Below are 11,880 nucleotides of genomic sequence, written 5' to 3'. Positions count from 1 at the left end.
CCTTACTTGGGTCTGGAGGCGTTATCCGTAGCTATTCAGATCCTTAGAACACCCTTCTTATCCTTCTCCTCAATCAAAATCTGCACCGATTCCTTGAACCGGATCGCAATCTCGTCGCTCATACAGTAGTAGACACAAGATTTGTTTGAATGAAATCATCACCAAGAATAACGGTTGTCCGTGAGTGAATTTGAGGTGTTAAAACATTTCTTATCTTTAACATTCACGTACAAGATTGAGCTTAGAGAGTTAAACCCACTTTATAAATTGGAATATAGAGTAAACTCCATCAATAAAAAAAATTTCCCCATATCAATATGTTTGTTTGAATTATAATTATGATTTCAGCATGGGAAAGGTATTTGTTGAAAATAGCGAAACAGCGTATCGATTCATTTACTCCTGTTCTTCAGTGGAAGATATAATTTTTTCAGTCCTGCATTATTTGGTGTTGTTTGAATATAAGTTTTGGAAATGCAATCATTGCGGCAATTATTTTGCCACGCAAACCTTGAAACAAAAAGACTGCAAAAGGAAAAGCCCATACAAGGAGTATGAGCATCTGGATTGCGAACGGACAGTTAGAAATATTAAGCAAAAATGTGTTCGACGTCAGGGGCATATATACGATCGTTTAAAAGATTTTTATAAAGAGAGGGTATCTGGGAAGTTTTCTAATGAATACGAATTATATAAGAGAGCAGTTGATGATTATTCATCCGTGGAAAATCTTTTCGTGCTCGAACAGTTTTTGAGCAATAATAACGTAAAGAAAAAATGGTATACAGAAGAGAATAGAGTAAAGCCAACACTCAATAATAGGCGTACAACTCAATCCGAGTAATATGCCTTTATCTTCATACCTACCATAGCTTTGAAGAACTGAAGAGACCAGTTAATACTTACATCCATTTTTACAATTACGATCGTTTGCAGGCAAAACTAAACGCCATCTTTTCCATGGAAAACAGGACGAAGACCGCGTAATTGATATTTTTATTTATTGTACTGTCTACTTGATGGGGTGCAATTCACAACCCATAACGTCTCCTTTTATTTTTTCGCTTTCGCCGCTCCTATGACAATAATTGGCGGTACAGCCTCCGGCTTCTCACGCCATTCATTGTCATTCATCTACGTCGTCCTTGGCAAGAAAAAAAACACCCTTTTCCCGACAAGGAAACTCGGCAACAGTAAGGCTTGTCGAAAATAAAACGATACCCCACTGTGTCCAGCCTGGAGGCACATTAAAATGCACCTACATCCTTCGTCTTATACGGTCAATTATATCGTGAACAAAATATGTTATTTGCTCTCTAAAAACTATGACTAATATTATAATAATTATTATAAATAAAGAAATACCTATTATCCATATTATATTATTGTTTTGATTAGGATCGGTAATATTAATCTTAAATATAAAATGATACGGTAAAGCTTTATTTACACTTGCAGGATCAACAAATAGAATATTTAAGTTTGTTGATCCTATTTTTATTGTATCTATGTTACGATATAAAGTTGAAGCGACTGTTTCATTATCTATGTATGTTATTGGTATTGTAGTTATATCCAAAATTTTTCCAATTTGCTCACTTGAGGAGTATACAAAAGGTATAATATCATTGCCACGTATAAAAACATACTTATATGGCTCCCTAGACAGAGGAATATCTATTGTATCTCCATCCTTATAAATCATCTTTTTGCCACTTTGATCTTTTAACGGATTCCCATTATCATCTTGAAACTCCACATAATAGATATCTTTAGACTCTTTGATAGACTTATCAATTGTATATGTAACAGGTTTTTTAATGTAAGATGGAATTCTTGAGTTCAAGTTCACAAATGCCTTATAATCTTTCAGAGTTTTGACTCCTAATACTTGAATAGTATTTAGAATATCGTATATATCATATATAGGATTATCTGGATTTATTGCTTCCCTTAGTTCAATAGTATCTGGTGAATTGTCTTTTAGAACATTTTTTTGCCATGTTTGAAATCCCACTGTCTTATTATCAGCTTCACTTTGATTTTTTTCAATAGAATTGTTGAATATTATAATCCCTATAATAATCATAATAAATGGAATAAAACCCAAAATTTCTTTATAATTATTCCTTAAATAATTCACACCCACACCTACTTTTTTTATTTATGGATCGGAGATACTTTTAACTACGCAATATAATAAATTCGGTTCCCAAATAAATATTTACATATCCGATAATACACCTTAAAAGCCACTGTTTCATATATACATTGCCTTAATTGAGAGTTTCTTATCACATTTGAAGAGTAGAAACTCTCTATCCTTATGATATACGAAATATTGAGGCACAAAGTAAACTAGACAAGCTGACGCCAGCTTGCAACTTAGGGCTTTTTCCAATGTCTACTAATTGGGGACTTGACCAATTACTATGGGACGGGTCAATTTTAAGGAAACGCGCTCAGTTTGGGTCTTTACCTGTATAATGGAAATAGAGGTTTTAGCGTTTGGCAAGGTAGCATTCCACTAGAATGGTGAAAAGTGTCACTCTTTTATAATGATTTTCAAATTAATCCCGTTTTCTTCCTTCGTGTAGATAATCGTATCAATAAATTCACGCAAAATATCACCCCAGAACATAAAAGACCGCTCTCTATAGTAGAGAACGGTCTTTTAAATGTACTATAATTCTTGCTCAGAACACCCGCTTCTTATCCTTCTCCTCAATCAAGATCTGCACCGATTCCTTGAACCGGATCGCATGAATGATCTCCCGCTCGCGCAGGAACTTGAGGCTGTCCTGCAGATCCACATCGTCGGTCATGTCAATCAGCCACTGGTATGTAGCCCGGGCCTTCTCCTCGGCGGCGATATCCTCATACAGATCCGCGATTGGATCTCCCTTCGCAGCGATGTAGGCAGCTGTGAACGGAACACCCGCAGAGTTGTTATAGAACAAGGCATGATCCCGCTGCGCATAGTTCGGGCCTAAGCCTGCGGCTTCCAGCTCCTGCACCGAGGCGTCCTTGGTCAGCTTGTAGATCATGGTGGCAATCATTTCGAGGTGGGCAAATTCCTCAGTGGAAATATCCGTTAGTACACCAATTACCTTATCGGGTATAGCATACCGCTGGTTCATATAGCGCAGCGCCGCAGCCAGCTCGCCGTCCGCACCGCCGTATTGCTCCATCAGATACCGGGCCATCCGCACATCACATTTGCCGACACGCACCGGGTATTGCAGCTTTTTCTCATAGATCCACATTCGTGAACTTCCCCCTCCTTAAGGCTATTTCATTCCCCGCTTCATGCCTTAGACTTGCCAAGGCCAGGGACTCTCGCTCCATTGCCATGGAGCCTTGGAATAGGCGCGGCCGAAATTCTGCAGCGGTCCGTATAGCTCCTGGAACTGGTTCGCCAGCTTGGTGCGCTCATACGTCAGCTGATTGAACTGCTCAATCGCCTTCACATCCTGCGGATGAGTGTCCAGGTACAGATTCAGCTCTACGAGTGCAAAATCAAGTACCTGCAGCTGCTCCAGCATCTCGTAATAACGGGGCTCGCAAGGATTAGCTTCCATAGCCTACTTCCCTCCTTTGAACTTGGATTCATAAGGGCTGTATAGCGATGGCCATAACGTTCCATGCTTGAGCGCCTCCGGCAGGGAGAACTGCGGCAGATTCGGGGGCTGAAACGTGACGAATTGATTCGGCGGCACAACATACGTCTTGAACGGCACCGGCGGACAAGGATCAAACGGTCCCCTGTACGGTGTCCATACGCGATCCTGGGAGTTCAATGATCATTCCTCCTCGTAAGGTTTTGACGGCATTGCCTGATGGATGTCCAGATCTCTGATCGTTACCTTCGTAACTAACTTATGACAGTCCAAGGGTGGAAAAGAACAACTGCCCAATAAAATCGCCCTAAGCAACAAAAAAACAGGGACCCCAAAAGCCCTGCAAACCGGCTTCTGAAGTACCCTGCTCTATTAAAAAATACGAGTTACACTTCTGCTTACTCCTTCTCCTCTTCCACGGCTTCCGCATCCTCTTCGGACTCTGGCGGCGGCTCGCGGTGGATGTTGATCCGGGTGATCCGCAGCCGGGTGGACTCCTCCACCTCGAAGGTGACATCGCCTACCACAACTTTCTTGCCCTTAGACGGATTGCCCTCCAGCTCCTTGAACAGCCAGCCGCCGATGGAATCCACCTCGTCATCCTCAATCACGACGCCTGTGAGATCGTTGACGTCTTCAATCAGCATCCGGCCCTCTACGGAGATGTAATCGCCGTTACGCTCTACGCTGGGGCGTTCATCCTCGAACTCGTCATGCAGATCGCCGACGATCTCCTCCAGAATCTCTTCAGCGGTCAGCAGCCCCGCCGTTCCGCCGTACTCGTCAACGACCAGCGTCAGCTGGGCCTTGTTCTTCTGCATCAGCCGTAGCGCATGGCTGATCTCCATCGATTCCGGCACGTTCAGAATCGGCCGGACCAGGGAAGCCAGATCATTCTGCTGCTCCGGCGGGGCGAACAGCAGATCCGTAATATGGATGAAGCCGATAATCCGGTCCTTGTCCTCGAAGGCCACCGGATAACGCGAATGCTTCGTTTCCGTAATGATCCGCATGTTCTCCTCCAGCGGAAGATTGCTGTACAGTACATCCATATCGGTACGCGGCAGCATCACCTCACGGGCCAGCAGGTCCGAGAATTCGAAGATGTTATCCATCAGCTTCATCTCATCCTGATCGATCACCCCGCTCTTCGCGCTCTGATTCATCAGAATGCGGATTTCCTCCTCCGAATGGGCAGCCTCGGCTTCACTGGCCGGCTCCACGCCGAACAATCTCAGCAGAGCGTTCGCTGACGCATTCAGCACCCAGATGAAGGGCAGAAACAGATTATAGAAGAACATCAGCGGAGCGGACAACAACAGTGCTGACCCTTCCGTTTTTTGAATAGCCAGAGATTTCGGTGCCAGTTCTCCCAGCACAATATGTAAAAAGGTAATAATCGAGAAGCCGATAATCACAGATACCGTTGAGATTAGCGTCTGGTCAGTAACACCGATCTGGTACATCAGGGGCTCCACCAGCAGCTCCGAGATCGCCGGTTCCCCGACCCAGCCGAGTCCAAGGGAAGCGAGTGTGATCCCGAACTGGGTGGCCGACAGATACGAATCCAGCCGCTTGTTGACCTTAAGCGCATATCCCGCCATTTTGTTCCCTTCGCTGACCAGCTGGGTCAGACGGGACTGTCTGACCTTAACCAGCGAGAATTCCGCCGCAACAAATACACCATTTAATAATACGAGCACCAGAACGAGCAAAAGATTAAGCACTAATCTTCCTATTTCAAATTCCGTATGCACTATAATAACGCCCCATTTCTACAAGGTGATCGCTTTTCTGGTTTTGAAATCGACCCCGGGATAATACATATCGGCCACGAGCAGGTTAGGCCCGCAGCAGCCTGCCGCATCACAGTAACAATTCACTTGCTGATTCAAGGGATGCTTAGTCTGCCACTCCGTGAAAATGTCATCCAGCTTCGAGTCGCTGATATTGCCAAAGGCGGATATGTCGGCGAAGTCTGTTACAAAGACATCGCCCGTGAACAGGTTGACATTGACCCGGTTTCTTCCGTCCGGATCATTGCGCAGCGTTACATTCTTCTCGCTGCGCAGTCTGCTCAGCAGCTGCTGGTCTTCCTCCAGGAAGCTGCAGGCGAAGAACGGCAGCGTGCCGAACAGCATCCACATCTCCGGGTCACGATGGTCAAGGAGGGAATGAATAGCAGTATTCATCTCCCGGAGCGACAGCACAGGCAGCTTCGAGGCGAAGCTGGATGCGTACATCGGGTGTACCTCATGCCGTCTAGCCCCCATGTCCCCGATCAGCCGGTGAATCTCGGGAAGCTTGGTGTGTGTACGATAGTTGATCATCGACTCGGCAGAGATCAGCATTCCGTCGCTGCTCAGCCGGCGGGAATTCTCCAGCATCGTATCATACAGCCGGTAGGCGGCCTCCTTCGAGACCGGGTGCCCGCTGTTCGCGAAGCCCACCTCGTGGAAGTCATCGCCGTTCACATAATTGAACGAGATATGCATGACATCCAGGTAAGGGAGCAACTGCTCATAACGGGAATACGGCATGGTCAGATTGGAGTTGATCTGCGAACGGATGCCCCGCTCCCGCGCATATTTCAGCAGCGGTACGATGGTATTCTCCACCGTCCCGGCACGGAACATCGGCTCCCCGCCCGTAATGCTGATAGTCTGCAGGTGCTCTACCTCGTCCAGACGCTTCAGCATCTTGGTTAAAGGCAGCAGCTCTCCCTCTTTCATCGTAAGACTGTCGCCGACGGCGCAATGCTCGCAGCGCATATTGCATAGATTCGTGACCGTCATCTCTACACTGGTCAGCACATGCTGCCCGTATTCGCGGAGTGAAGTAATCGGATCCCATGGATCGTACTCCGGCGACAGCTCTTTTACAGGGATTATAGATGATGGCTCTAATATACTCATTTCTTAATGCTCCTTTAATGCTTATTCCTTATTATTAACCCAAAACAAAAGAAAAAGAACGATAACTTAAGCTATATCATACCACGACTACTCAAAAAAACAGCAAGGCGGAGAATACAGCTCCGCAATTCCTGCAGATACCCTATTCTCTCCTCGCTGCGCAGAACACCTATCCGGTACTTTTCACTACAGGTTCTCCCCCGTCTGTCACATCCACAATGACTACAGAGAGGGCTTTGCTGAGATCACGCTCATAGGGGGTAACCGTTTCGCCTTCGGGTCCATTCAGCACCCGGACAACAGGCCGATGTGGTGTGCTGGGGTCAATCTTGACCACCACGCCACTCTCGCCGGAGCTGAGCTTCACCGTAAGTCCCAGCGGATAGATGGCCACGCGGTCTCTGAATAACTCCAGTTGCTTCTGCTCATACAAAGTTCCTGAGCCGACATACAGCGCTTCTACCGCCTGATGGGGCAGCATGGCTTTTTTGTAAATCCGGTTGGAGGTCATCGCATCATAGGAATCGGCGACCCCCAGCCATTTCGCATATTCATGGATCTGCGGACCCGTCAGGCCGCGCGGATAGCCGGAGCCGTCAATCCGTTCATGATGCTGCAGGGCACAGTGGGCCGCCAGCAGAGGAATATTCGGCTCTTCCTTGAGAATGCGGTATCCGATCTCGGTATGCGCCTGCATATGGCGGAATTCCTCCTCGCTGAGCATACCGGGCTTCTGAACAATTTTGACAGGAATCTGCGTCTTGCCGATATCATGCAGCAGCGCACCAAGCCCAATGACCCGCAGCTCTTCTTTGCTGTAGCCGTGGGCAATCCCCAGCACCAGCGTATACAGGCATACGTTCAGGGAATGGACATACAGGTAGTTATCAGCGGTGTGCATGTCAAGCAGCATGATCATCGGGTCCTCCTGCAGGGACATGTCATCAAGGATGGAATCCATCACCTTGGAGAACTTCTTATCCAGATGATAAAAGCCCTTGGTAATTCCCGAGGCGCCGGACATCTGCTGGAACTGGTTCCGGATGACCTTGAGCGCCTGATTGCGCGTCTCGTCCTGCAGCATTCCGGGGATCACAATATCCTCCGTGAGCGAATCCTCAATATAGATATAGCCGATATCGATTCTGGCGAGCCGCTTGATCAGGGAATCGGTAAGCTCCACTCCGTCCGCAAGCAGAACCAGCCCTTCATCATTATATATTTTTTTACCCAGCTTCATTCCGGCCTGAAGCCGATTGACGGATACTAGACGCACCTTGGCTCACTCCTGCCTTTAAACGGTAAAATTGCTTTTCTGTGATGCCAAGCTGAGAATCAACGCATAATAAACAGCCAGAAGGCGGCTGCAAGGATAAAGCGGTAGATGGCAAAATGCGTCGGTCTGATCTTCTGGATCATTCTCATGAACAGAACTACCACCACATAAGCCACGATGAAGGAAATAATGAAGCCGATGACAAAATACCCGATCGTCTCACTCGTGAAATTCTTGTAGGAATCCAGCAGCTCATACCCCGAGGCCGCGCACATAATCGGAATCGCGATGAGGAAGGAGAAGTCGGCCGAGGCCTTGTAGCTCACTCCGCTCAGCATCCCCCCGGAAATGGTCGAGCCGGAACGGGAGAAGCCAGGCCAGAGGACGGAAATAATCTGGAACAGTCCGATCGAGAGTGCCTGCCCGTAGGACAGATCATCCAGATCATGCGCCGTCACGCGGATCTTGCGTTTGTTGACCCATTCGGCAATGATCATCAGAATACCGCCTGCGACCAGCGCCCAGAGGACGGTGGATGCCCCGAAGAGGCTTTTAATGAAGTCCCGGGCAAAAAAAGCTACAGCAAGCGCAGGCACAATGCCCAGCAGCACATGAATCAGGTTCAGACGGGCTGCCGGCATTACGCCCCCTCTGTCTCTGCGGCCGAATCCGAGCAGATCCACAATCCGCTGGCGGTAGACCAGCGCAATCGCCAGTATAGCCCCCAGTTGAATCACAATTTCATACGTCTTCATAATCGAATCCTGCTCGTTAAATCCCAGAAGCTTAGTCGTTAGAATCATGTGTCCCGTCGAAGAAACCGGAATGAACTCCGTGATTCCTTCCACAATTGCCAGAATAATGGCTGTAATTGTATCCATATTACTCCTCCTGATCTAGTCAATGAAACCTGGTACTGTGTTAACTATCAATTTAATAAAACATGGTGTGGATCATCAGGTGGATTGCCTCTCCCAGCGAACCGCTTCACACTCATCCAGACTCCCCGGCCGCTGCAGCTCCATCCGCAGCAGATCGCGGAGGAAATGAGGCAGCAAATATACCGCCTCCCGGCCATTGGCTATACTCTCGTAGCCTGTACGGAACGTAAACATATCCAGCGTGCCGACACTATATACCTTGGTATCCTCCAGCTGCTCCCCGCCGGCAAAAATCGCAATACCGTTATCATAAGGCATGACCCTTGGATCGTACAAGATTTTTAATCCGTCCACGGCCAGGGTGCCCAGCACCTCTCCGCGGAAGCCATATCCGTAGATGACTTTATTCCGGAACTCTGCCATCAGACTTTGTTCAAGTGCGGTGCGGATATCCTTGCCTGTCAGCTGTACAATACAAGGATTAATCGGAGAAGGACATAAGGCATGCAGCATGCCTGTGGTGATATTCCCTTCCGGCAGCGGGCCAAGCAGCTGGCCTGTATTCACGAGCGAGATGGGACTGCCTGTGAACTGGCGGACCGCCTGTGCCAGCAGGTTGCCAAACGGAGACTCCCCCTGCAGATCCAGCGGCAGCATGCGGTCGCTGATGGCAACCGTCTCCTCCAGGGCCTCACGCCCGCGCAGCAGATGGATCGCTGCCGCCGGAGCGATCAGCTCCTCCGTCAAGGCAGGATCAACTTCCGTGCAGCCTCCTTCGGCCAGGTGAAACGCTCCGTCCGGCTGTTCCCGCTCGAAGACCACCCGTCCGGCGTACCGGCCGAATTTGCCGGCTCCGCATACGGCTGTCCCGTTAATCATCTGCGGCTGCTCCAGCATATGGTGGGTGTGCCCGCCCAGAATGGCATGCACGCCCTCCAGGTTCTCTGCCAGCCTCTGGTCTGCGGGTAACCCCAGATGTGACAGAATGATCACGATATCCACCTGCGGGGCAAGCAGCTGAACCTGCTCGCGCAGCGCCTCTTCCGGGTCCAGCACATCCCAGCCGAGCAGGGAATAGAAGGAGGTGAACGCCGCCGTAGCACCGGTCAGTCCAATCTTGATGCCGTCCTTCTCCAGAACCGCGCGGCGCTGCATCCAGTGCGGCGGCTCACCGGTAGCGGACTCCAGGAAATTGCAGCATACCACAGGACACTGGATACCTGTAAATATGGCTGAGAGCATCTCCTTGGAGAAGGTGAGGCCTTCGTTATTGCCGATGGTGACTGCATCGTATCCGGTCAGATTCATAATGTCTATGTTGGCCTGTCCCATCGTGCCTTCCGTCTCTACAGCAGCGCGGTCCATATGATCGCCGATATCAAGCAGCAGCACCGGATCCTCGCCTGCCGCTGCCTTCATTGCGGATATCACTGCCGCAAGCGGACTCATCATTTCAAAGTGGCTATGTATATCATTGGTATGAATAATGGTTAATCTTTGCGGCCCAGGCTTCATAAGCTGGCTTCCCTCCCACTTGTACAGCCGTTTATAAAGTAAGCGGCAGGCTTGTTCAGTTCTAGAGTTAGCATAACATTTTCAGACCCAATATGGTATATTGTAATCATTATAAGCTGTCCTAAGCTAAGTCCAGAAAGGGTGAAGAAAGCATGCATATCTCCATCCGGCTGTTCGCCGGTCTGGCCGAAATCATCGGCTCCTCCACTCTGGTCTTCCACGCCCAGGAGTCCCCTTTGACAGCAGGCAGGCTGAAGGAACTCCTCTCCGCCTCCTATCCCGATGCCGCGCCGCAGATCAGCGTGTCTCTTGTAGCCGTTGATCAGGAATATGCGCCTGATGATACGGATATTACCGAAGGTTCAGAGGTGGCCTTCATTCCGCCCGTATCCGGCGGTTAACCGGACCGTTCCCCTTCCGCGAATCTGCATAGATACACAACAGGGTAGGACCAGCGGGTTGCACAATCTGCAAGCTACAATCAGTACTCTTACACCATTGAATATTGCGGACTTTGTTGCTATGCTGTAAAAAATTGCTATAGTAAGGTGGCCTAGTCATTGAGAGTACACGTGATGGATCTTAAACCGGGTGATCATCTGCGGATGGATACCTTCAGCTCCCGCGGGCTGCATGTACTCCCTAAGGGATCACGGCTGCAAATGGAGGAAATCGCCAAGCTGATACAGCACGGCGTGGATTATGTAGACATTGAAACGGTACAGGAAGAGCCCGCCCCTTCCAGCCGGACATCAATCATTCAGGCCGCAGCCAGCAGCTTCGATACCACGATTGACGGTTTTGAATCTCTATATATGGAAGCGCTCAGCAAAGGCAGCTTCAATCAGTCCGTAGTGGATGATATTCTGCAGCCGACCTTGTCCACGCTGGACAAACATAAGGACGTAGTGACACTCCTGCTGCTGCTGGACCGGGAAGATAACTATACCTACAATCATTCCCTGCAGGTAGGCATGCTCTCGTATTATCTTGCCTCGTGGCTCGGATATTCCAAGACAGAGTGCTACGAGATCGGGCGTGCGGGATACCTGATTGATATCGGCAAATGCCGCATCTCCCCCGCAATTCTGAATAAGCCTGGTAAGTTAACCCCTGATGAATACGAAGAGATCAAATTACATACGATTTACGGGTACGAAATCATACAGAACTCCATGAACGATCCTTTCACTGCTCTGGTTGCCCTGCAGCATCATGAACGCGAGGACGGCTCCGGCTATCCCAAGCAGCTGACCAAGACAGATATTCATCCTTACGCCCAGATCGCAGCCGTTGCGGATATTTACAGTGCCATGACCACTCACCGGGTCTATCAGTCCAAGCAGGAGCTGATTTCCGTTCTGCGTGAGATCAACTCCCTCAGCTTCGGGAAGCTGAACGGCAAACCGGTCCAGGCCTTCATCAATCACCTGATGCCTAACTTCATCGGCAAGCGCGTTCTGCTGAGCACCGGTGATATGGGTGTTATCGTGATGAACAACCCGCTGGATGTCTTCCGTCCGCTTGTACAGAGCGAAGGCAAGTTCCTTGACCTGTCCCGCGAACGCAAAATTGCCGTCGTTGAGATTTATATGGAGTAGAGAGATTTCCTCTACGCAAAATAAATCAAGCAGCCCCTCCTGCGTTACCGCAGAAGTGCTGCTTGAAGTTGA

13 protein-coding genes are annotated in these 11,880 nt (G+C 48.9%); 4 read left to right on the top strand and 9 right to left on the bottom strand.

Annotated elements, in window-relative coordinates; all coding sequences use genetic code 11:
• Window positions 1-349: 349 nt before the first annotated feature.
• Both NST26_RS09250 and NST26_RS34005 read left to right on the top strand, forming a co-directional pair.
• Window positions 350-844 (top strand): hypothetical protein, encoded by a 495-nt coding sequence (locus NST26_RS09250; protein WP_340954646.1) that lies wholly within the window; start codon window positions 350-352, stop codon window positions 842-844.
• Complete coding sequence (locus tag NST26_RS34005) at window positions 835-987, top strand: IS3 family transposase (protein ID WP_445323366.1); 153 nt, start codon at window positions 835-837, stop codon at window positions 985-987. The genes NST26_RS09250 and NST26_RS34005 overlap by 10 nt, the downstream gene beginning before the upstream one ends.
• Before the next feature lie 271 nt (window positions 988-1,258).
• Here the strand turns inward: NST26_RS34005 and NST26_RS09245 are convergent, their stop codons facing one another.
• The 9 genes from NST26_RS09245 to NST26_RS09205 form a co-directional block, all read right to left on the bottom strand.
• The gene (locus NST26_RS09245; RefSeq protein WP_340954649.1) at window positions 1,259-2,143 is read right to left on the bottom strand and encodes a hypothetical protein; all 885 of its coding nucleotides are present in this window, start codon (window positions 2,141-2,143) and stop codon (window positions 1,259-1,261) included.
• Window positions 2,144-2,696: 553 nt separating this feature from the next.
• Complete coding sequence (locus NST26_RS09240) at window positions 2,697-3,266, bottom strand: manganese catalase family protein (protein ID WP_036692823.1); 570 nt, start codon at window positions 3,264-3,266, stop codon at window positions 2,697-2,699.
• Window positions 3,267-3,314: 48 nt separating this feature from the next.
• Window positions 3,315-3,581: a spore coat protein CotJB gene (locus NST26_RS09235; protein ID WP_036721463.1), complete on the bottom strand. Its 267-nt coding sequence runs from the start codon at window positions 3,579-3,581 to the stop codon at window positions 3,315-3,317.
• A gap of 3 nt (window positions 3,582-3,584) precedes the next feature.
• Window positions 3,585-3,800, bottom strand: a complete 216-nt coding sequence (locus tag NST26_RS09230) for a spore coat associated protein CotJA (RefSeq protein WP_036692819.1) — start codon at window positions 3,798-3,800, stop codon at window positions 3,585-3,587.
• Window positions 3,801-4,018: 218 nt separating this feature from the next.
• Entirely contained in the window at window positions 4,019-5,377 is a 1,359-nt protein-coding gene (locus NST26_RS09225) for a hemolysin family protein (RefSeq protein WP_036721461.1), read from the bottom strand.
• 18 nt (window positions 5,378-5,395) lie between these two features.
• Window positions 5,396-6,535 carry a radical SAM/CxCxxxxC motif protein YfkAB gene (gene yfkAB / locus NST26_RS09220; protein ID WP_339255043.1) on the bottom strand — a complete coding sequence of 380 codons (1,140 nt, stop codon included), beginning with the start codon at window positions 6,533-6,535 and terminating at the stop codon, window positions 5,396-5,398.
• Between the two features lie 169 nt (window positions 6,536-6,704).
• A complete protein-coding gene (locus NST26_RS09215) occupies window positions 6,705-7,811 on the bottom strand; it encodes an HD-GYP domain-containing protein (RefSeq protein ID WP_036721458.1) in 1,107 nt (368 codons plus the stop codon).
• A 59-nt stretch (window positions 7,812-7,870) separates the two neighbouring features.
• Window positions 7,871-8,692: an undecaprenyl-diphosphate phosphatase gene (locus NST26_RS09210; protein ID WP_209872766.1), complete on the bottom strand. Its 822-nt coding sequence runs from the start codon at window positions 8,690-8,692 to the stop codon at window positions 7,871-7,873.
• 75 nt (window positions 8,693-8,767) lie between these two features.
• Entirely contained in the window at window positions 8,768-10,207 is a 1,440-nt protein-coding gene (locus NST26_RS09205; protein WP_036721453.1) for a bifunctional metallophosphatase/5'-nucleotidase, read from the bottom strand.
• Between the two features lie 152 nt (window positions 10,208-10,359).
• Between NST26_RS09205 and moaD the strand changes: the two genes are divergently transcribed.
• Window positions 10,360-10,608 (top strand): molybdopterin converting factor subunit 1, encoded by a 249-nt coding sequence (gene moaD / locus NST26_RS09200; protein ID WP_036721451.1) that lies wholly within the window; start codon window positions 10,360-10,362, stop codon window positions 10,606-10,608.
• A 159-nt stretch (window positions 10,609-10,767) separates the two neighbouring features.
• Window positions 10,768-11,808: an HD-GYP domain-containing protein gene (locus tag NST26_RS09195; RefSeq protein WP_036721450.1), complete on the top strand. Its 1,041-nt coding sequence runs from the start codon at window positions 10,768-10,770 to the stop codon at window positions 11,806-11,808.
• Window positions 11,809-11,880 lie beyond the last annotated feature (72 nt).

The organism is Paenibacillus sp. FSL R7-0128, from assembly GCF_038002245.1.
GTDB lineage: Bacteria > Bacillota > Bacilli > Paenibacillales > Paenibacillaceae > Paenibacillus_AQ > Paenibacillus_AQ silagei.
The sequence above is the reverse complement of the archived record's forward strand: the minus strand, read 5'-3'. Positions and strand labels throughout refer to the sequence as shown.

Excerpts from the sequence above, each read along its gene's own strand:
- NST26_RS09205 (WP_036721453.1), bottom strand. The coding sequence starts at position 10,207 with ATGAAGCCTGGGCCGCAAAGATTAACCATTATTCATACCAATGATATA.
- yfkAB (WP_339255043.1), bottom strand. The coding sequence starts at position 6,535 with ATGAGTATATTAGAGCCATCATCTATAATCCCTGTAAAAGAGCTGTCG.
- NST26_RS09210 (WP_209872766.1), bottom strand. The coding sequence starts at position 8,692 with ATGGATACAATTACAGCCATTATTCTGGCAATTGTGGAAGGAATCACG.
- moaD (WP_036721451.1), top strand. The coding sequence starts at position 10,360 with ATGCATATCTCCATCCGGCTGTTCGCCGGTCTGGCCGAAATCATCGGC.
- NST26_RS09250 (WP_340954646.1), top strand. The coding sequence starts at position 350 with ATGGGAAAGGTATTTGTTGAAAATAGCGAAACAGCGTATCGATTCATT.
- NST26_RS09235 (WP_036721463.1), bottom strand. The coding sequence starts at position 3,581 with ATGGAAGCTAATCCTTGCGAGCCCCGTTATTACGAGATGCTGGAGCAG.
- NST26_RS09240 (WP_036692823.1), bottom strand. The coding sequence starts at position 3,266 with ATGTGGATCTATGAGAAAAAGCTGCAATACCCGGTGCGTGTCGGCAAA.